At 60.0% G+C, this 20,112-nt stretch carries 22 protein-coding genes; 9 read left to right on the forward strand and 13 right to left on the reverse strand.

The window, feature by feature from the left end; all coding sequences use genetic code 11:
• Nucleotides 1-34 precede the first annotated feature (34 nt).
• Complete coding sequence (locus HU755_RS03130) at nt 35-658, forward strand: glutathione S-transferase family protein (protein ID WP_186630575.1); 624 nt, start codon at nt 35-37, stop codon at nt 656-658.
• A gap of 1 nt (nt 659) precedes the next feature.
• Here the strand turns inward: HU755_RS03130 and HU755_RS03135 are convergent, their stop codons facing one another.
• On the reverse strand, nt 660-1,157 hold the full coding sequence (locus HU755_RS03135; protein WP_186630576.1) for a helix-turn-helix domain-containing protein: 498 nt from the start codon (nt 1,155-1,157) through the stop codon (nt 660-662).
• 99 nt (nt 1,158-1,256) lie between these two features.
• On the opposite strand from HU755_RS03135, the gene HU755_RS03140 reads away from it, so the two are divergent.
• Nucleotides 1,257-1,892: an isochorismatase family cysteine hydrolase gene (locus HU755_RS03140; RefSeq protein WP_186547727.1), complete on the forward strand. Its 636-nt coding sequence runs from the start codon at nt 1,257-1,259 to the stop codon at nt 1,890-1,892.
• Here HU755_RS03140 and HU755_RS03145 read toward each other — a convergent pair.
• Nucleotides 1,870-2,787, reverse strand: a complete 918-nt coding sequence (locus HU755_RS03145) for a LysR substrate-binding domain-containing protein (RefSeq protein ID WP_186630642.1) — start codon at nt 2,785-2,787, stop codon at nt 1,870-1,872. The genes HU755_RS03140 and HU755_RS03145 overlap by 23 nt on opposite strands.
• A 103-nt stretch (nt 2,788-2,890) precedes the next feature.
• On the opposite strand from HU755_RS03145, the gene HU755_RS03150 reads away from it, so the two are divergent.
• A complete protein-coding gene (locus HU755_RS03150) occupies nt 2,891-4,282 on the forward strand; it encodes an aldehyde dehydrogenase family protein (protein ID WP_186630577.1) in 1,392 nt (463 codons plus the stop codon).
• A 252-nt stretch (nt 4,283-4,534) separates the two neighbouring features.
• On the opposite strand, the gene HU755_RS03155 is transcribed toward HU755_RS03150, so the two are convergent.
• Nucleotides 4,535-5,704, reverse strand: a complete 1,170-nt coding sequence (locus HU755_RS03155; protein ID WP_186630578.1) for a DUF1624 domain-containing protein — start codon at nt 5,702-5,704, stop codon at nt 4,535-4,537.
• A 209-nt stretch (nt 5,705-5,913) separates the two neighbouring features.
• Between HU755_RS03155 and HU755_RS03160 the strand changes: the two genes are divergently transcribed.
• The gene (locus HU755_RS03160) at nt 5,914-6,510 is read left to right on the forward strand and encodes a paraquat-inducible protein A (protein ID WP_186630579.1); all 597 of its coding nucleotides are present in this window, start codon (nt 5,914-5,916) and stop codon (nt 6,508-6,510) included.
• Nucleotides 6,507-7,193, forward strand: coding sequence for a paraquat-inducible protein A (locus HU755_RS03165; protein WP_186630580.1), 687 nt, complete (start codon nt 6,507-6,509; stop codon nt 7,191-7,193). Before HU755_RS03160 ends, HU755_RS03165 begins: the two co-directional genes overlap by 4 nt.
• Here the strand turns inward: HU755_RS03165 and HU755_RS03170 are convergent.
• A complete protein-coding gene (locus tag HU755_RS03170; RefSeq protein WP_186630581.1) occupies nt 7,126-10,152 on the reverse strand; it encodes an FAD-binding and (Fe-S)-binding domain-containing protein in 3,027 nt (1,008 codons plus the stop codon). The two genes, HU755_RS03165 and HU755_RS03170, sit on opposite strands and share 68 nt — an antisense overlap.
• Nucleotides 10,153-10,309: 157 nt before the next feature.
• Between HU755_RS03170 and HU755_RS03175 the strand changes: the two genes are divergently transcribed.
• Nucleotides 10,310-11,194, forward strand: a complete 885-nt coding sequence (locus tag HU755_RS03175; RefSeq protein WP_186630582.1) for a LysR substrate-binding domain-containing protein — start codon at nt 10,310-10,312, stop codon at nt 11,192-11,194.
• Nucleotides 11,195-11,290: 96 nt separating this feature from the next.
• Here HU755_RS03175 and HU755_RS03180 read toward each other — a convergent pair whose 3' ends face one another.
• Complete coding sequence (locus tag HU755_RS03180) at nt 11,291-12,565, reverse strand: glucarate dehydratase family protein (RefSeq protein ID WP_186630583.1); 1,275 nt, start codon at nt 12,563-12,565, stop codon at nt 11,291-11,293.
• Nucleotides 12,566-12,595: 30 nt separating this feature from the next.
• Nucleotides 12,596-13,963, reverse strand: a complete 1,368-nt coding sequence (locus HU755_RS03185; RefSeq protein WP_186630584.1) for an MFS transporter — start codon at nt 13,961-13,963, stop codon at nt 12,596-12,598.
• Between the two features lie 119 nt (nt 13,964-14,082).
• Between HU755_RS03185 and HU755_RS03190 the strand changes: the two genes are divergently transcribed.
• Entirely contained in the window at nt 14,083-14,982 is a 900-nt protein-coding gene (locus HU755_RS03190; RefSeq protein ID WP_186630585.1) for a LysR family transcriptional regulator, read from the forward strand.
• A 4-nt stretch (nt 14,983-14,986) separates the two neighbouring features.
• Here HU755_RS03190 and HU755_RS03195 read toward each other — a convergent pair whose 3' ends face one another.
• The 3 genes from HU755_RS03195 to HU755_RS03205 all read right to left on the reverse strand — a co-directional run bounded on the left by HU755_RS03195 (nt 14,987) and on the right by HU755_RS03205 (nt 16,393).
• Nucleotides 14,987-15,127, reverse strand: coding sequence for a hypothetical protein (locus HU755_RS03195; protein WP_186630586.1), 141 nt, complete (start codon nt 15,125-15,127; stop codon nt 14,987-14,989).
• On the reverse strand, nt 15,124-15,729 hold the full coding sequence (locus tag HU755_RS03200; protein WP_186630587.1) for a DUF6338 family protein: 606 nt from the start codon (nt 15,727-15,729) through the stop codon (nt 15,124-15,126). Before HU755_RS03200 ends, HU755_RS03195 begins: the two co-directional genes overlap by 4 nt.
• Nucleotides 15,730-16,057: 328 nt before the next feature.
• A complete protein-coding gene (locus HU755_RS03205; RefSeq protein WP_186547750.1) occupies nt 16,058-16,393 on the reverse strand; it encodes a hypothetical protein in 336 nt (111 codons plus the stop codon).
• Between the two features lie 184 nt (nt 16,394-16,577).
• Between HU755_RS03205 and HU755_RS03210 the strand changes: the two genes are divergently transcribed.
• On the forward strand, nt 16,578-16,817 hold the full coding sequence (locus HU755_RS03210; RefSeq protein WP_186630588.1) for a hypothetical protein: 240 nt from the start codon (nt 16,578-16,580) through the stop codon (nt 16,815-16,817).
• Between the two features lie 62 nt (nt 16,818-16,879).
• Here the strand turns inward: HU755_RS03210 and HU755_RS03215 are convergent, their stop codons facing one another.
• Complete coding sequence (locus tag HU755_RS03215) at nt 16,880-17,077, reverse strand: DUF2188 domain-containing protein (protein ID WP_186630589.1); 198 nt, start codon at nt 17,075-17,077, stop codon at nt 16,880-16,882.
• A gap of 222 nt (nt 17,078-17,299) precedes the next feature.
• Here HU755_RS03215 and HU755_RS03220 point away from each other — a divergent pair, with 222 nt between their 5' ends.
• The gene (locus HU755_RS03220; RefSeq protein ID WP_186621348.1) at nt 17,300-17,662 is read left to right on the forward strand and encodes an NUDIX hydrolase; all 363 of its coding nucleotides are present in this window, start codon (nt 17,300-17,302) and stop codon (nt 17,660-17,662) included.
• A 4-nt stretch (nt 17,663-17,666) separates the two neighbouring features.
• Here HU755_RS03220 and HU755_RS03225 read toward each other — a convergent pair whose 3' ends face one another.
• From HU755_RS03225 to HU755_RS03235, 3 genes are all read right to left on the reverse strand, one after another.
• Entirely contained in the window at nt 17,667-17,909 is a 243-nt protein-coding gene (locus tag HU755_RS03225; protein WP_186621350.1) for a DUF1652 domain-containing protein, read from the reverse strand.
• A gap of 103 nt (nt 17,910-18,012) precedes the next feature.
• On the reverse strand, nt 18,013-18,912 hold the full coding sequence (locus HU755_RS03230; RefSeq protein ID WP_186630590.1) for a polysaccharide deacetylase family protein: 900 nt from the start codon (nt 18,910-18,912) through the stop codon (nt 18,013-18,015).
• A 130-nt stretch (nt 18,913-19,042) separates the two neighbouring features.
• On the reverse strand, nt 19,043-19,990 hold the full coding sequence (locus HU755_RS03235) for an ABC transporter substrate-binding protein (protein ID WP_186630591.1): 948 nt from the start codon (nt 19,988-19,990) through the stop codon (nt 19,043-19,045).
• Between the last annotated feature and the right edge of the window lie 122 nt (nt 19,991-20,112).

Raw genomic sequence — 20,112 nt, forward strand, 5'->3', positions numbered from 1 at the left:
TCTGCGTTCGAGACCACCAAGACAGGGAGACCCCATGCTGCGAATACTCGGAAAAGCCTCGTCGATCAACGTGCGCAAAGTGCTGTGGGCCTGTGCTGAGCTGGACATTCCATTTACGCGCGAAGACTGGGGTTCCGGCTTCAAATCACCCAACACCCCGGAATTTCTCGCGCTCAATCCCTGCGCCATGGTGCCGGTGATTCAGGACGGCGATTTCACTCTCTGGGAATCCAACACGATCATCCGTTACCTGGCGACACGTTACGCGGGCGTCCATCTGTACCCGCCTGAGCCGATCGCCCGGGCGCGGGTCGATCAGTGGATCGACTGGCAGGCTTCGGAGCTGAACCGATCGTGGTCGTATCCGTTGATGGCGCTGGTGCGCAAATCGCCGGATTACCAGGACCGCGACGCCCTCGCGCAGGGTTGCCGCGACTGGGCGCGGAACATGGAAATTCTCGACCGGCAGTTGGACAAGACCGGTGCTTACGTCAGTGGTGAGCAGTTTTCGCTGGCGGACATCCCCATCGGGCTGTCGGTGAATCGCTGGTTCGAAACGCCGCTCGAGCATGCGAATTTTGCTGCGGTGCGCGCCTACTATGATCGCTTGGATCAGCGCGACGGTTATCGTCTGTACGGGCGCAACGGCACGCCATGACTCACTTGCTCCGGAAGGCTTCGTGCCGCGCCTGTCGTTCGGCTGCGTAAGCCTCTTGTGGGTGGCTGCTCAAGTCCTCGCGGCGCAACGGTTCGCCGCAGTGCTCGCACAGCGGCCCGAGGCCGGCCGCATGGTTACAGCGTTTGTGCGTGAGGACCACCGCCAGACCTTCCTCAGGCGCCTTGCACCAGGTTTCGCCCCATGCCCGCAACGCCATGATCACCGGATAGAACGCCTGGCCCTTTGCCGTGAGGTGGTATTCGTAGCGCTTCGGTCGCTCGTTGTACAAACGACGCTCGACCAGTCCATCGGCCTCCAGGGTTTTGAGACGGGTCGCGATCATTTGCGGCGTACCGCCGGTCTGCGCCTGAATCTCGTCATAACGATGGCTACCCATGAACAACTCGCGCAGCACCAGCACTGTCCAGCGATCGCCAACGACCTCCTCGGCCCGGGAAATCGGACATAAGGTCTTCGCAGAACTATCGTTTACAGCCATCAACACTTGCCTCTTTTGTAGTTGCTATGATTATCATATTAACAAGTTTGCAGGACAAGCCCTGCACAACGATTCCATTTCCTGACCGGAGTTAACGTGATGTCGAAGCCCCTGTATCCGCTGGACAGAACCGCCTATCTGCTCGTCGACCCGTACAACGATTTCCTGTCCGAGGGCGGCAAGGTTTTCCCGATGATCCAACCGATGGCTGAGCAGAACGGCTTGCTCGACAACCTGCGCAAACTCGATCGCGCCGTGCGCAGCCTGAAAATTCCGGTAGTGATCGTACCCCATCACCGTTGGGAAAAAGGCGACTACGAAGGCTGGGATCATCCCACGCCCACTCAGTGCAAGATCATGCACATGCACCATTTCGCCCGGGGTGAATGGGGCGGCGACTGGCATCCGGACTTTGCCCCGCAAGAGGGCGACATCGTGGTGCAGGAGCACTGGGGTTCCAGCGGGTTCGCCAACACTGATCTGGATTTTCGTTTGAAGCAGCAAGGCATCACCCATGTGATCATCGTCGGCCTGCTCGCCAATACCTGCATCGAAGCCACCGCCCGCTACGCCTCGGAACTGGGCTACCACGTCACCTTGGTACGCGATGCGACAGCCGCCTTCAAAGCGGAAATGATGCACGCCGCCCATGAACTCAACGGACCGACCTTTGCGCATGCAATTGTCAGCACACAGGAGTTGATCGACAGCCTCAACCGGCAACCTGTCGCGTAGATCCGTTTGCGGCAGACTCGGCTTCCGCACGCACCACGCCGCGCTCCTCGAGCAACCGTACGAACATGCTCAAACTGCGCGACACCGTGCCCCGCCGCCACACTAGCCAGGTGGTCAGATAGCGGAAATCCGCGGCCAGCGGCCAGACGCTGACGGTCGCGCTGCCGGGCATGCTTTGCAGCATTTTGCGCGGCATCAGTGCCAGACCGGCACCGGCGCTGACGCAAGCGAGCATGCCGTGGTACGACTCCATTTCGAAGATCTTGCCCGGGACGGCGGCGTCAGCGCTGAACCATTTTTCGAAATGGTGACGGTAGGAACAGTTGGAACGAAAGGCATAGATATTCTCGCCGTTCACATCCGCCGCACGCTCGACCGACGCGTGATTGAGCGGTGCGATGATGACCATTTCCTCTTCGAACGCCGGCACGCCTTCCAGCGCCGGATGCAGCACCGGGCCGTCGACAAACGCCGCGGCCAGACGCCCGGAGAGCACACCGTCGATCATCGTCCCCGAAGGCCCGGTGGACAGGTCCAGGTCGACCTTGGGATGCTGCTGGTTGTACGCAGCCAGCAATTCGGGAATGCGCACCGCCGCGGTACTTTCCAGCGACCCCAAGGGAAATGCACCTTGCGGCTCCTCACCCGCGACGGTGGCGCGGGCTTCCTGCACCAGATCGAGAATACGCCGCGCGTACTCAAGAAAACTCCAACCCGCCGGCGACAGACGCAAACGGCTTTTCTCGCGGATGAACAGATCGACGCCGAGGTCCTGTTCGAGCTGCTTGATCCGCGTGGTCAGGTTCGACGGCACGCGGTGAATCTGCGCGGCGGCGGCGCTGATGCTGCCGTGTTCGGCCACGGCTTTGAACATTTCCAGTTGCACCAGATCCACAGTCATTCTCCAATCGTGAAAGAAACGCTCTGTATTATTCAGTTTCCATAAAATAAACGCCACCCTACTCTAGGCCCAATCCACCGAACAGCAGGACGACGCCATGAGCCAGATTTCCAGCCAGACCCACGCTATTTCGATCAACCCCGCCACTGGCGAGCAGATCGGCCACTATGCTTTTGAATCCGCCGCCGACCTCGACGCGGCGCTGACTCGCGCGGCCTTCGGTTTCAACAAATGGAAACGCCAGCCGCTGCAGGATCGCTCCCGCTTGTTGACCGCCCTGGCGGGTGCCCTGCGCGACGGCGCTGAAGCCATGGCAACGATGATCACTCAGGAAATGGGCAAGCCGATCGCCCAGGCCCGTGGCGAAGTCGAAAAATGCGCCCGACTCTGCGAGTGGTACGCCGAACACGGTCCGGCCATGCTTGATGCCGAAACCACTCAGGTCGAAGGCGGCAAGGCGCGCATCGAATACCGTCCGCTCGGGCCGATCCTCGCCGTGATGCCGTGGAATTTCCCGATCTGGCAAGTGCTGCGCGGCGCCGTCCCGACCCTGATCGCCGGCAACACCTACGTGCTCAAGCATGCGCCTAACGTCATGGGCAGCGCCTATCTGCTGCGCGATGCCTTCACCCGTGCCGGTTTCGCCGATGGTGTGTTTGAAGTAATCAACGTCACCCCCGAAGGCGTATCCACAGCCATCGCCGATCCGCGCATTGCTGCCGTGACACTGACTGGCAGTGTCCGTGCCGGGATGGCTATCGGTGCGCAGGCCGGTGCAGCCTTGAAGAAGTGCGTACTGGAACTGGGCGGTTCCGATCCGTTCATTGTGCTCAATGACGCCGATCTGGATGAGGCCGTGCAAGCGGCAGTGATCGGCCGCTATCAGAATTCCGGCCAGGTCTGCGCGGCCGCCAAACGTTTGATCATCGAACAGGGCGTGGTCGAGGAATTCACTCGCAAATTCGTTGAAGCGACACGTCAACTGAAGATGGGCGATCCACTGAACGCCGACACTTATATCGGGCCGATGGCACGTTTCGATCTGCGTGATGAACTCGATCAGCAAGTGCGCGACACCCTTGAAGAAGGCGCGACGCTGCTGCTGGGTGGCGGCAAGGTTGATGGAGCGGGTAACTACTACGAACCGACCGTGCTGGCCAACGTCACCGACCGCATGACCTCGTTCAAACAGGAGCTGTTCGGCCCGGTAGCGTCGATCATCACCGCCCGCGATTGCGCCCATGCTGTGGCGCTGGCGAACGACAGCGAGTTCGGCCTGACCGCCACGATCTACACCGCCAATGTGCCCTTGGCCCAGCAACTGACCAGTGAGCTGGAAACCGGCGGCGTGTTCATCAACGGCTACTCCGCCAGCGACCCACGGGTGACCTTCGGCGGTGTGAAGAAAAGCGGTTTCGGCCGCGAACTGTCGCACTTCGGCGTGCGTGAATTCTGCAATGCGCAGACCGTGTGGCTGGATCGCAAATAATCCAGGCAGTGTGAAACCTGTGGGAGCGAGCCTGCTCGCGAAAGCGGTGTGTCAGCTACAGACAAATCAGTTGACCCGACGCCTTCGTGAGCAAGCTCACTCCCACAGGGAATGCCGGCGCGTGCGATTCGGGGGCACAACACCTGTCCACTGTGGGAGCGAGCCTGCTCGCGAAAGCGGTGTGTCAGCTACAGACAAATCAGTTGACCCGACGCCTTCGTGAGCAGGCTCATTCCCACAAGTCCCCGCAATTTACAGATATTTCAGCCAGCTGATGTCGCGGCGCCGCGATTTCAGTGCCGAGAACCAGCGCACCGCCGGGAACAGCACTACGGCCAGAACCACTGCCGCCAGCCACACCGCCGCCACCGTCGAAAAGCCGAAATAGCTGCCGTGATTCAGCCCGAACAACGCCACGGCAATCAGGTACAAGACTTTCAGCACATACAGATGCAACAGGTAAAAGAACATCGGCGCCGAACCAAAAACGGTCAGCCAACGGATCCAGCGGCGATCCTGAACACGCTCGAAAGCCAGTAGCAGCAACAGCCCGAGGCTGACGGTCAGCGCTAGAAACAGCAGCGACGGCGGGTATTTGGTGATATTGAAAAAACTCATCAGGGTCTGCACCAGCGAATCGCTGACGGTCCAGGTTTTTTCGCCGTAGCCATTGAGCAAGCGCAGCCCCACAAACCCCAGCAGTCCACCCACGCCGGCAACCAGCAAACGTTGCTGGCGCACAGCCGCGTCCATTCCCCGGGCAAACCACGGCCCCAGCGCATAGCCCAGACCGATCACGCCAATCCACGGCAACAGCGGATAGGAGGTGCGCAGCCGAAGGGTTTCGCTGATCTCGATCCAGCCACGGTCATGCAGAATTGCCCAAGGCACGTGCATGGCTGATTCGACCGGGAAATGCACTGCGTCGAGCAGGTTGTGCCCGGCGATGATCGCCACGCTCAGAGCGAGCAGTACGGCGCGCGGCAACCAGACCAGCAGCGACAAAGCGATCATGCTCAGGCCGATGGCCCAAATCACTTGCAGGTAGATCACGCTCGGTGGCAACTGGAACGTCCAGGCGAAATTGACCAGAGTGAATTCCAGCACCACCAGGAACAATCCGCGCTTGAACAGAAACGCGCTGACATCGGTTCTGCCGGCGTATTTTTCTCCATACAACCACGCAGACAACCCGGTCAGAAGTACAAACACCGGCGCACACAAATGCGCGAGGGTGCGGCTGAAAAACAACGCTGGCTCGGTGCTGGCGATGTCCATCGGATCGCTGACCTGACGGTGCAGCAAAAAAGTTTCGCGGACGTGATCAAGCAGCATGAACAGGATGACCAAGCCTCTGAGGGCATCGATGGACAACAGCCGGCCAGTCGTCAACGGGGCAGAACGGGGGAGCGCAATCGTCATGGGCATTTCGCAATCGAAGGGAAAAGCCAGGCTTCCTAACAAAGGCCCGGCAAAAAATTTGCGTTACCTTATAACAATATAAACACCGAATCGAGAGTAATTCTCAAAAAAATGCACGATCCGGCGGCTTCGCCGAGTTGCCCAATAGCGTCAGGCTTCTATAGTGATCAAGTCCCCCTGCCCTTGTGGCCAGCAGTCGAGCGTTGTCCATGGTCAACACCGAACACCTGATCATCTGCGAACACTGTGACTGCGTGTACGAAAAAGTCGCACTCGCCAAACATCAAAAAAACCTGTGCGTGCGCTGCAACGGCGTGCTTCAGCGCTACAACGGACTGACTATCGAACAGCGCCTGGCGCTGACGTTCACGGCGACGATGTTGTGGCTGTTCGCCAATTTCTATCCGGTGATGAGCATCAGCCTCAAAGGCCTGAAAAACAGTGCGACGCTGTGGGACTCGGTGCTGGCCTTGAGTCAGGGGCCGATCACGTTTATCGCGCTGGTCGCAGCAATCTCGATCATCATCGCCCCGGCGTTTCAACTGGTGCTGCTGACCTGGGTGCTGAGCTTCGCCCTAGGCGGACGCCGCGCACCGGGGTTCAAGTTATGCATGCGCTGGCTGGAAACCCTGCGGCCGTGGAGCATGCTTGAAGTGTGTCTGCTGGGAGCCATGGTGGCGGTGTTCAAGCTCGCCGGGCTACTCGATGTCTTGCCCGGCATCGGCCTGTTCGCGCTGGCGGTGCTGAGCCTGATGATGATCCGCATTGCCGGCCGCGACATCCGTGAACTCTGGGACATCCTATGAAGCGACCACCCACCGCCAGCGAGCTGAACCTGTGCCTGTGCCACAGCTGCGGCCTGGCCTGCGACATGACAGACGAGCCGCACCAATGCCCGCGCTGCGACGCGCCGCTGCACCGACGCAAAATCAATTCGCTGGCCCGCACCTGGGCCTACATGCTGGCGGCGCTGGCATTTTACGTGCCGGCCAATCTGCTGCCGGTGATGAACACCACCATGCTCGGCAGCGGCGCCGACAGCACGATCATGAGCGGCGTGCTGGAATTCTGGGAGGCCGGAGCGTGGGACATTGCCCTGATCATCTTCATCGCCAGCATCGCGGTGCCGGGGATCAAGTTTGTCGCCCTCACCTTGCTGCTGTTGACCGTGCAGCGCGACAGCGACTGGGCGCGCAAGGAGCGTTCGAAGCTGTACCGGTTCGTCGAGCTGATCGGCTACTGGTCGATGCTCGACGTGCTGGTCGTCGCGCTGGTCGCGGCCCTGGTGAAGTTTCAGGCCTTGGGTGATATCGAGCCACGACCGGGCATCCTGTTTTTTGGCCTGGTCGTGGTGTTTACCATGCTCGCGGCGATGAGTTTCGACCCGCGCCTGATCTGGGACAGCGACGCCGACGAGCGCCTCAGCGACGCAGCACCTCAAGCACCACCTGCAATGGATGGCGTAGCGCCTGATCCGACTGGCGCTTGACCTGACTGCGGCAGGAATAACCGGTGGCCAAGACCTCGCCCTGCTCCGCCGGCGCCTGCACCTGCCGCGCCCACGATTGCTCGTAAATCAGCGCCGACGTCTCGCGGTTGCGCGCCTCGTGGCCGTAAGTCCCTGACATGCCACAGCAACCGGTGGCCTGGGTGGCGAGGTTCAGGCCAGCGCGCTCAAACACCTGCTCCCATTGCCGGGTCGCGGCGCCAACGTTGGTTTTTTCGGTGCAGTGGGCGAGCAGTCGGTACTTTGCAGGTGCGTCCTGAGGCGCCTGCTGCGGCATGACCTTAAGCAGCCACTCTTGCACCAGCGCCACTTCCGGGCAGTGCTGCATGCCGGGAACCTTGAGGTACTCCTGGCGATAAACCAAAGTCATCGCCGGATCGAGCCCCAACAGCGGCACACCGACATCGGCCAGTTCGCGCAACTGCCGGGCGTTGCGCAGCGCCGCGCGATTGAACGCCGACAGAAATCCCTGCACGTGCAACGGCTTGCCGTTGGCACTGAACGGGGCCAGATAGACCTGATAACCCAAACGCGAAATCAGCTCGACCAGATCAGCCAGCAACGGCGCCTCGAAGTAGCGGGTAAAGGCGTCCTGAACGATCACCACGCTGCGCTCACGTTGCGCCGGCGTCAGCGCCGACAAGGCCGCGACCGTTGCCGACTGCACCTGCCAACGGCGCATCGCTGCGTGGAAATCAAAGCGGCTGAGCAGCGGCACATCGACCATACCCCCCAAGCGCTGCAACAGGCGGCGAACGAACGCAGCGCCCATCAATCCGTTATACAGCGTCGGAATCCGCGCCATGTAGGGGATGCTGTATTCCAGCGAAGCGATCAGATAATCCCGCGCCGGACGCAGGTAACGGCTGTGGTACAGCTCCAGAAACCGCGAACGGAACTCCGGCACATTGACCTTCACCGGGCACTGCCCTGCGCACGACTTGCACGCCAGGCAACCGGCCATGGCGTCGTAGACCTCATGGGAAAAGTCCTGGACCTTAGCGCGACTGTTGCGCCAACGCTGCCACAGCGTGCTGAAAAAAGCCGGGGTGCGCACGGCATCGGACAACACGTCGACGCCCGCCTCGCCCTGCAAACGCAGCCACTCGCGAATCAGCGAGGCGCGGCCCTTGGGCGACTGCGCGCGCTCGCGGGTGGCCTTCCACGACGGGCACATCGCATCGTCAGGATCGAAGTTGTAGCAGGCACCGTTGCCGTTGCAATGCATCGCCGCGCCGTAGTCCTGCCAGACTTTTTCGTCGATCTGCCGGTCGAGTTCGCCACGCAGCGTGACGCCATCGATTTTCAGCAACGCCGCCTCGCTGTTGGCCGGCGTGGCGATCTTGCCCGGGTTGAACTGGTTGAATGGGTCGAACGCAGCTTTCAGCGCTTGCAGCGCCGGATACAGTTCGCCGAAAAACTTTGGGGCATATTCCGAGCGCAACCCCTTGCCATGCTCGCCCCACAACAGGCCGCCGTAACGCTGGGTCAGCGCCGCGACGCCGTCGGAAACGGGACGCACCAAGGCCGCTTGTTGGGGATCCTTCATGTCGAGAATCGGCCGTACGTGCAAGACGCCCGCGTCAACGTGGCCAAACATGCCGTACTGCAAGCCATGGCTGTCGAGCAGCTCGCGCAGTTCGGCAATGTACTCGGCCAGGTGTTGCGGCGGCACCGCGGTGTCTTCGATAAACGGCTGCGGCCGCGCTTCACCGGCGACATTGCCGAGCAGGCCCACCGCCCGTTTGCGCATGCCGTAGACTTTGCTCACCGCCGCTTGCCCGATAGCGAGCGTGTGCCCCAGGCGCTCAACCGTCTGGTCATTTTTGAGGTGTTCGATGAAGGCTTCGACGCGGCGTTGCACATCCTCGGGATCATCGCCGCAAAACTCGACGAGGTTGATGCCCAAGGTTGGTCGTCCGGCGCTGTCTGGAAAATACTCGGCGACGCCGTGCCAGACGATGTCCTGCATCGCCAGCAGCAAAACCTTCGAATCGACGGTTTCAATCGACAGCGGTTTGAGCGCCATCAACGCCCGCGCATCGCGCAACGCATCCATGAACCCGGCATAGCGGATATTGACCAGCATCGTGTGTTTGGGAATCGGCAACACGTTCAGCCGCGCCTCGACAACAAACCCCAGCGAACCTTCAGCTCCGCAGAGCACGCTGTTGAGGTTGAAGCGGTTGTCGGCCTCGCGCAGGTGCGCCAGGTCATAGCCGGTCAGGCAGCGATTGAGATCGGGAAAACGCTCTTTGATCAACGCGCCTTGCTCATCGATGATCTTGCGTGCGCAACGATAGACCTCACCGACACGATCCTGACGGGCGCAGTGCGCTTGCAGTTCACCTTCCTCCAGCGGCGTGCTGTGCAGACGCTCGCCGCCGCGCAGGACCATGTCCAACGCGAGTACGTGGTCGCGGGTCTTGCCGTAGGTGCAACTGCCCTGGCCGCTGGCATCGGTGTTGATCATGCCGCCGACGGTGGCGCGGTTGGAGGTCGACAGTTCCGGCGCGAAAAACAGCCCTGCGGACTTCAGCGCCGCGTTCAACTGATCCTTCACGACGCCGGCCTGTACCCGCACCCAGCGCTCTTGCACGTTGATTTCGAGAATGCGGTTCATGTGCCGCGACAGGTCGACGACGATGCCGTCAGTCAGCGACTGGCCGTTAGTGCCAGTGCCGCCGCCACGCGGGGTGATCACCACCTGCGCATAAGCCGGCTCGGCGATCAGTCGCGCCACCCGCGCGACGTCATCGGCATCCATCGGAAACACCGCCGCTTGCGGCAGGCGCTGGTAGATCGAGTTGTCAGTAGCCAGTACCACGCGGCTGGCGTAATCGGCGCTGATTTCACCGCGGAATCCGCTGGTTTTCAGCGCTTTGAGAAATTGCTGGTAATCCGTGGTCAGGGCTTTGGCGGGCGACAGCTGGGCAATCATCGGTCAGGCATCTCGGTCAAAATCGGGCCGTGTGGCGGTGAACAGTTGTACGCAACGAATGATTGCGTCAGGCTCCGCCATCTCATGCCGTCCATGTTCATTGCCTGGCGCTGTGGGGACAACCGTAAATTCCACCCGCTAATCATGATAATTACGAATGAATCCGCGCATCCTCACGCCATCCATGTCGCTGCTGCTGGCTTTCGAAGCCGCCGCCCGCCACGAAAGCTACACCCGCGCCGCCCATGAGCTTTCGCTGACGCAAAGCGCGGTCAGCCGTCAGGTGCAGATTCTGGAAAAAATGCTTGGCATGCGCCTGTTCAACCGCGAGGGCCGCAAGGTCGTGCTGACCGATGTCGGCCGCATGTATCAACGCGAACTCGCCGAGGCACTGGGACAGATTCGAAGTGCAACCTTGCAGGCCATGGCATTTGGCTCAGGCATTCATAGCCTGCGCCTGGCGACGCTACCGACCTTCGGCTCGAAATGGTTGCTGCCGCGCCTGAAAGATTTCTACACGGCGCACCCGGGCATGACCGTGCATTTGCATTCACGCATCGAGAGCATCGATTTCGATACCAGCGAAATCGATGCCGCGATCTGCGTCGGGGGCGGTGAGTGGCCGGGGCTGAGCGCCCTGCCCCTGCACACCGAGGAACTGGTGGCGATCGCCAGCGCGCAGTTATCGGCCGCCGAGCGCGATGACGCCGAGCAGCACATCGCCGGACAGTTGCTGCTCAACGTCAGCAGCAACACGCAGGCCTGGGCCGAGTGGTTCAGCCAGCACGCACTGCCCCATCGCAGCATGCGCATCGGCCCCAGTTTCGAGATGACGGCCCATTTGATTCAAGCCGTACGGGCCAATATCGGCGTAGGCCTGGTGCCGCGGATTCTGGTCGAGGAGGAGTTGCTCAAGGGCGAGTTGCTGCAACTGGGCGAGGCGATTACCAGCCGCCGCCGCTACTATCTGGTGTATCCGCCGCGTAACGAGAATCTGCCGTCGTTGAAAGCGTTTCGGGACTGGTTGATAGATACGCTTTGACAGGTCGGGCCCATCGCGAGCAGGCTCACTCCTACAGGGGAACGCATTTCAAAATGTAGGAGTGAGCCTACTCGCGATGGGGCCCGACCCGGAACCTCAAAACCGCGGCTTGACCGCTTTCCAATCCGCCTTGTAACGCTGCATCTGCCGCACGTCATCACGCTGACGAATCCCGCAGCTCAGGTACTGGTCATGCAGTTTGCCTAATTGATCAGGGTCCAGTTCCAGCCCCAGCCCCGGCGCACGGGTGATCTTCACGCAGCCATCGACAATCGGCAATTTGCCGCCCCTGATCACTTCCTCGTCCGGCTCTTGCCACGGGTAATGGGTGTCGCAGGCGTAGTCGAGATTCGGCACTGCCGCCGCGACGTGAGCCATCGCCATCAGGCTGATGCCCAAGTGTGAATTGGAATGCATCGACACACCGAGACCAAACACATCACACATTTTCGCCAGCGTCTGGGTGTCGCGCAGGCCGCCCCAGTAATGGTGGTCGGCGAGGACGATCTGCACGCTGTCCTGCGCGATGCTGCGGCGTAGTTCATCGAAATCGGTGACCACCATATTGGTCGCCAGCGGCAACCCGGTGCGTTTGTGCAGTTCGGCCATGCCGCCGAGGCCCGGAGTCGGGTCTTCGTAATACTGCAAGTCATCGCCGAGCAGTTCGGCCATGCGAATCGCTGTCTCCAGCGACCAGTTGCCGTTCGGATCGATGCGCAGCGGATAGCCGGGAAAGGCTTTTTTCAGCGCCTTGACGCAAGCCACCTCATGCTCTGGCGGCAGGGTACCGGCCTTGAGCTTGATGCTCTTGAAACCGTACGCCTCGATCATCCGCGCCGCTTGCGCGACGATTTGCTGCGCGCTCAGCGCCTCGCCCCAGTTATCTGGCTTGTAGGGTGAATCGATATGTTCGGCATATTTGAAAAACAGGTAGGCGCTGAACGGCACTTCATCGCGTATCGCACCGCCGAGCAGATCCACCAGCGGCACATTCAGGTAATGCGCCTGCAAATCGAGGAAAGCCACCTCAAACGCCGAATAAGCGTTGCTCACCGCCTTGCTGGCATGGGAGCCGGGGGCCAGTTCGGCGCCAGCGATACTGGCGGGTTTATTTGCCGCAACTGTTGCCTGGACGACGGCGCGCAACTGGTTGAGGTTGAACGGATCAAGTCCGATCAATTGCGCCTGTAACTGCTGCTGGATCGCCAGCGCCGGGGCATCACCGTAGCTTTCGCCAAGGCCGATGTAGCCGTTGTCACTCTCGATCTCGATGATCGAGCGCAGGGCGAAGGGTTCGTGGATGCCGCTGGCATTGAGCAGCGGTGGATCACGAAAGGCGATTGGAGTGACGCTGACACGGGTGATTTTCAAGATAACGCTCCTGACAGATCAACAATCAATTCAATGGTTCGCCGCCGGACGGGCCGTCGCGACGACGGCGGCCACGTCAGCGGGCTTTGCCCCGGTGTTGCCTTTGGCCCCCGGCGCGGTGCGGGCGAAGAAGATCACCACGGCAGCGATCAGCGATGTCGCCGCCAAGCCATACAGGCCGCCCTCAATGGAGCCCGTGGTCTGCTCAAGAATGCCGAACGCGGTCGGCGCAACGAAGCCGCCGAGGTTGCCGATGGAATTGATCAACGCGATCACCGCCGCCGCGATTCGCGCATCCAGATAGCTCTGCGGAATCGGCCAGAACAGCGCAGATGCCGCTTTGAAACCGATCGCCGCGAAGCAGATGGCGACAAAGGCAAACACCGGCCCGCCGGTGGTCGACATGAACATGCCGATGGCCGCGATCACCAGGGTCAGCGCGACCCAGGCCTGCTGGAATTTCCACTTGCCGGCCATCGCCGCAAAACCGTACATGGCGACAATCGAAATGATCCACGGGATGGAGTTGAGCAGACCGACTTCAAAGTCGCCGAGATTGCCCATCTTCTTGATCATGCTCGGCAACCAAAAGGTCGCGCCGTAAATGGTCAGGGCGATGGAAAAATAGATAAAGCAGAACAGCGCAATCTGCCGGTCGGCCAACAGTTTGAACATCGATGGCTTGGCGGCCTGCACCGCTTCGCGGGCGCGCTGTTCCTCGGCAATCGCGGCCACCAGCGCCTCACGCTCCTCCTCGCTCAACCACTTGGCTTGCCGCGGATGCGACTGCAACCAGAACCAGACAAACGCGCACAGCACCACCGACGCCGCGCCCTCGATGAGGAACATCCACTGCCAGCCGTGCAGGCCCAGACCGCTGATGTGCAACAGCGCGCCGGACACCGGCCCGGAGATCACCGAAGCAATCGCCGAACCACTGAGAAACACCGCCATGGTTTTGCCGCGCTCGGAGGCCGGCAACCACTGGGTGAAGTAATAAATGATCCCCGGGAAGAACCCGGCCTCGGCGGCACCGAGAATAAAGCGCAGCACATAGAAACTGGTTTCACCCTGAACAAACGCCATCGCCATTGCAGCAGCGCCCCAGGTGAACATGATCCGCGTCAGCCAGACCCGCGCACCGTAGCGCTGCAGAAGCAGGTTGGACGGCACTTCGAACAGCGCATAGCCAATGAAAAACAAACCGGCACCCAGACCGTACGCCGCCGCACCGATACCAAGATCGGTCTCCAGGTGACTGCGCACGAAACCAATGTTGACCCGATCGATGTAGTTGACGATGAACATCACCACAAACAGCGGCAATACGTGGCGCTTGACCTTGGCGGCAGCGCGGGCCAGCACCGTGACGTCCGAGGGACTCTGGAGGGTTTTCAAGGGGCGACTCCCGATCTTGTTTTTTTAGGGATGACTTGAGGCGACGGATCGATCATGGACGCCGGGCATTGATCCCGTCTAATCTAAACTCGCACTCGATTGATACCCGGATTAGATCAATGTTTGAATTGACCCAACTGCGCTGCTTCACCACGGTGGCCACCGAACTGAACTTCCGCCGCGCCGCCGAGCGCCTGAACATGACCCAGCCACCGCTGAGCCGGCAGATTCAATTGCTGGAACATCATCTGGGTGTGGAGTTGTTCACCCGCAGTACCCGCAGCGTTGCACTGACGGCGGCTGGCCGGGCGTTTTTCGTTGAAGCGCAGAATCTGCTGGAGCGCGCCCAGCAGGCAGCGGTCACCGCTCGCCGGTTTGCCGAGGGCGACATCGGCACGGTGAACATCGCTTTTGTCGGGAGTGCGGTGTATGAGTTTTTGCCGAAGGTGATCGCCGAAGCACGCCTGAAACAGCCGCAGGTGAAAATCGATCTTTCAGAGATGAACACTTATCAGCAGCACGAGGCATTGCGTGCGCGCCGCATCGATCTGGGGATCGCCCGCGCGCCGTTACTGGAGCCGGGCTACGCCACCGAGTGCCTGGTGCGTGAACCGTTTGTGTTGGCGGTGCCACGTAAACACGCGCTGGCCACCGCGGTCGACGTTTCGGTCGCCGACCTCGACAAGCAGCCCTTCCTGATGTACTCCCACGCCGCGTATCCGCCGTTCAACGAACTGTTGACCGGCATGCTGCGCTCGGCGCGGGTCGCCCCCGATTACGTGCAATGGCTGGGCTCGTCACTGACGATTCTGGCGCTGGTCAACGCCGGCATGGGTCTGGCACTGGTGCCACGTTGCGCGACCAGTGTGGTGTTCAAGGATGTGGTGTTTCGCGAGGTCGACCTCGGCGAAGGGGTGCAAAGCGAACTGCACCTTATCTGGCGGGAGAACAACGACAACCCGGCGTTTGCGATGCTGCTGGAGGCGATTCGCCGGGCTGTGGCGCAGGGTTGGGGCTAAGGCGTTATCGTGGCGTCCAGTGCTTCAGCGGCGGCGGAGCACTGGGTGCTTTGATCAACGGCTGCTCCAGCGGTTTGCCGTCCGGCCCTACGAAAAGGCGTTCGTATTTCTTTGGCATTAGTTGCGGTGCTCTGGCAGTCGTCATGATAAACCCTCTGATACCGGGCTGAACTCAACCCATTTGACTTGCGCAGAATCTATCAGCAAAAGTTCGGCACCAAAAGGCGCAGACTCGCCATCCTCAGTGACCCAACGCGGATTCTGCATGACGAATTGCCCTCGGCTTGACTCGGATGGCCATTCGACAGGCCAGCCAAACACGCGCCTCTCGTCATGCAAATGCAGGGTTATGAACCGGTTGAATTGTGCAAAGGCGCAGAACCACTCACTCGGGTAAGAAGATTGTTTCGTGACGTTTCGCCGGCGCAGCCAGCCATGCATTTTGTCATTGGTCGCCAGATAACAGGCGAGCAATCCAAGCATCAATGAGAACACAAACGCCCACAGCGTTTGCGCTCGACCATCCCAAACGCCTATAGAGAATCCCTTCGAGCCGATCCACAGGCACAAGGTGCCAATCGCCAACACGGCGCCCTGAATCACAAACGTAAAAATCAATGCCTGCACAATCTGTCCGAACGTATCCGGTCGCTTGAACGCCGTGAGGGAATAAAAGATCCAGGTCGATAAAAACCCGGGGACGAGGCACTGCAACAACGGAATAATATCTTTGACCAGATCATCCATGATCCGAGGCTCCTTGAACGAAGTGCCGGGCAATTATCGACCGGCAATCAAAAGCCTAGTGCACTCAGGGAAAACCCTTGGCGGGTAACTGTCACCGCTCATTGCGAGCGTTTAACAGGGTCTATGGGTGCGCTAACCCTTTTCAGTGTCAACCCCACTTCGGCACAGTGAACCGCTCGAGTACACGCGCACCGCCATCGGCAAAAACAACATCTCACCTTCACACTGCGAGTCTGCGCATTGTTATGAATGCGAAAAGTTGCTCGATCTGAAAACGCAGACACCTTCGCTGCGGTCTCTGCTTTTTTTGCCGATCGCGGCGCGTTCATTACAAGCAATCACGTACCGACTGGCGCAGCGAACCTGATTTGGCCCACGGCGGCCCCTGATACAACGACACCTTGCTGCCGTTTTTGTATTTGACGATATCGAGAATTTCATCCGCAGTGATGATGCTCGGCGCGGTGATGCGATAGCCATTGGAAATCGATGTCTGCGAAGTCTTCGCGACATCCCGCTGCCACAACGGCAATACGCACGCGGCATAGTCCCTGGGGGTCTTGTCACTGGTCTTGCTGACGTTGGGTTCACCCGGTACCAGCGAGGCCGGTAAAGAGCAACCCGTCAACAGGGCCAGTGCCAGACTGCCGATCCATATCCGCATGTTATTTACCTGTTCGTAAAAACCGCGAATGTACCGTTAAACCGTCTGCACATCCATCGTGGCACCCCGCTGTTACGGGTGATTGGAGGTTTTTTTACATCCGTTCAGCCGGGCGTCAGACGATCGCGCACGACCGCCGTAAATGCGGCTACTCTTTTCTACCGACAATGTTTCGGAGGTGATCATGCGGCTTAATGAATACGAACACGAACTTCAACGCGACCTGCAAAGTGTTGCATCGGACTTGCGCTGGTCGGCCGTCGACCTCAAGCGAATCGCCGAGCAGTTGCGCAAATCAGGCAACGAAGCGGACGCCCAGGCCGTGCTCAGGTCTTGCGAGATCCTGCAAACCGACGAGGAAAGACTGCAGGTCTATGCCAAGGAGGTAAAAACCCGGGCCATCAGCCGAACCAAAGTCCACTGACATCTATCGATTTTTGCCAAACAAAAGCCCCGGAAAAACCGGGGCTTCTTTTTGACAGCCGGTCAACCGGCGTTGTGATCCTGCACACGCTTGTCGCGTTTTTTATAGCCGGGGAGCGCCGCCGCATACGCCATCGCCTCTTCCCGGCTCGAGAACGAAGCCAATCGATCGCCCTGGGTGCAGACCCGCCACGGGCCGTTGTTCACACTGAGCACGTCGTAACCGTTCATGTGCAGCTTGTTCAGCATTGGAATGCTCATGAGCACCTCCCTTTTGCCAACGGTAGTTTCAATCTTGCGCGATTACCTTACACCCGGTTCCGGCGCGGGTGTGGACCAGCTGTCGCGGCACCTGTCCGTCAATTCACTGGCACTTTTCGCTCAGGCCACAGTTCCCAACTCTAAGGGAACCTTTAAATCACCGCCCGGCTCGAATATTGCAGTTTAATTACAGTTTTATGACATGCATTCAATGAGTAATAGATGAAAGTACGCGCAACCGTCATTTGCGAACAGGATCGACATATTCTCTTGGTGCGCAAACCTCGCCATCACTGGTCGCTGCCCGGCGGCAAGGTCGAGCCTGGAGAAACCCGGGCAGATGCCGCCGTACGCGAACTGCAAGAAGAAACCGGGCTGGATGCCGAAGAGCTGCTGTACTTGATGGAGCTTGAGGCCGGCAGCACGCGGCATCACGTCTACGAAGCGTCAGTGGTGAATATCGATGAGGTGCGCCCGCAGAACGAAATCAGCGATTGCATCTGGTTTCCGCTGGATGCCGTACAGAACCTCAACACCAACGAAGCGACGCGGCGCATCGTTCAGGCTTTCCAGCGACGTTTATAAAAATTTAGCCGGCGAACGCCCTGCGACCCGCGCTGATCTCGGTGCGCAGCTCTGCGATGAAATTGGAGATATCACGTATCGTGACGAGGTGCTCGGGGGAGACGCCATCGAGCAGCAGTTCGACGCGCCCTGTCTTCGGGTCATAGATCTTGATGGACAACAGCCCTTGCCCGGTTGGCATGCAATCGCACTTATAAGCGGGAAACCCCGATTCGACGATGCGGCAAATGTCGGCAATGGCAAGCATGGACGGCCGCCTCGCAGGCGATGAGCTATCCAGCAAGCATAGGCGAGCCTACTGCACTTGCCTGCCCCGAAAACGCCAACTGGCTCACAAACTGCGCAAGCACTCAGTGGGCATCCTGGTCCCAGATCCAGTTCCACAGGCCCGGCAAATTGACCGGTTCGCTGCTTTGCTGAACCGTGCGCGCCAGCGCCGCCCTTTCCAGCGTAGCCCTTCCGTCATAGAAAGGCTTTGCGTCCAGCCTCACCCCGGTGGCCGCCGCACTGTCCAGCAGAATCTGCAAATACTCACGGGTGTGCCGTGCGGTATAGCGATTGAGATCATGAAACGTCACCACGACCGGAATCACCCCCTCCACCGTCGGGAACTGGCCAAGCGCAATACGCTCACGCACCTCGGCGAGCTGGCGCAGCATGTTCGCTCGGCGCCGCGGACTGGCGTTGAAGCCCCAGATCTTGCCGTCATTGGCACTCAAGTCGGTCAGCAAAACGTGCAAGCCATGCTGTTGATAGGCCGCGAAGGTGCGTTTGTCGTAGTTCCAGAATGGCGGGCGCAGCAGCGTCGGCGAGGCGCCGGTAATGGCGGCGATGTCTGCTGTGCCATCCGTCAGCGATTGTTCGAGTTCCTGCGGATCAAGCAAACGATGGTTGGTGTGCCAGTGGGTCGCCGTGTGGAAAGCCAGAATATGCCCCTCGTCGTGTTCGCGACGCATGAGGCTGCGGCCAATTTCGCTGTTGCCGGCCCTGGGCGCACGAGTCTGCACGAAAAACACCGCTTTGATGCCCGGTTGCACCGGATTGGACTTGAGGCTGTCAAGTACGGTCGCCGTGGGATTCCACCACCGGGACGCACTCGGGCCATCGTCAAATGTCAGCAGAAAACGCACAGGCGCCTGGGTTTGCAGGCGGCTTTCGGTTTGCGCGGTCATTTCGATGGGCGCCGCGATGCAGCCAGCCAGACCGAGGGCGATGAGCGCTGCACAAAGAACTTTGTATCCGGGGATCATGTTTTGCCTTGGGTCCGGCGCTAGCCGTCATGTTGTCGATTGGCAAAACTCCCTCGCCTTCGTCCATCCCTGCGCGGCGATGCGCGCGCAGGTTGGATAAGGTACACAGGGTTTGGTTCCGGCGCTCGTTTCAGTGCGTCAAGGCCTGTTGAAATGACGTGTCGATGATGCCTGCCGTGGCCAAGGGTGCCGGCAGCGCTTTGACTTTAAACAGAAAGTCCGCGGTGCTTTGCAGATCCGCTGCCGCCTGCTGGTCTACCGGCCCGACGGTCATGTGCGCCTGGCGCAGCCAATGCCGCGAGACTTGCTGATCGAGATTGGCCTTCTTCGCCCAGAGATCGGCGTATTCATCGGTGTGGCTGTCAACCCAGGCCCGTGCCTGTTTCAAGCGCCCGAGAAAATCGGCAATTGCTTCACGCTTGCTGTCGATGGCCGGCGAAGACGCGGCGATGGCGCTGAGCCCCGGCATCAGGTTTTTCGCGGTCAGAATCGGCCGGGCGCCAGAGAAAACGATCTGTTGCGAAATATACGGTTCCCAGACCGGAAACGCGTCAATGCCGCCTTGCGGCAGCGCCGCGGCCGCATCGATTGGCATCAGCTTGACGAACTCAACGTAGTCCTCCGCCAGCCCGCCCTGCTCCAACGCACGCAACGTCAACTGCTGGCTCCAGGCGCCGGGCCAATACGCAACTTTCTTGCCTTTAAGATCGGCAATGGTTTGCGCCGGAGAATCCTTTGGTACCAACAAGGCGATGGTGTCCGGATTCTGCCGCGACACACCGATCAACTTGACCGGGGCCTGTTTCGCCGCGAGGAACAGGAAGCCTGAGTCGCCGAGAAAGCCCAGGTCCAAGGCACCGGTCTGCAAGGCCTCGGCCAGCGGCGCTGCGGCCTGGAAATGCTTCCAGTCGACCGTATAAGGCGCGCCCTTCAACACGCCGGACGCTTCTATCGAGGCGCGGATGTTGTAGTAATTCTGATCTCCAACGTGCAGGACCAAAGGCTCGGCAGCGTAGGCAAATGGAGAGGTCAGCACGGCAGCGGTCAGCACGCTGCGCAGAAAACGAGAGAGCTTCATGGCGAGTCCTGAGAAGAGATTTCCATAGACCATAACGCTCTTGATTTTTATTTTTAAATTCTATTTGTGCATAACCTCAGCACCGAGTCGTCGATGGCGGCATCACGCAGGCCGGCTAAATA

The organism is Pseudomonas sp. SWRI111, from assembly GCF_014268555.1.
GTDB lineage: Bacteria > Pseudomonadota > Gammaproteobacteria > Pseudomonadales > Pseudomonadaceae > Aquipseudomonas > Aquipseudomonas hamedanensis.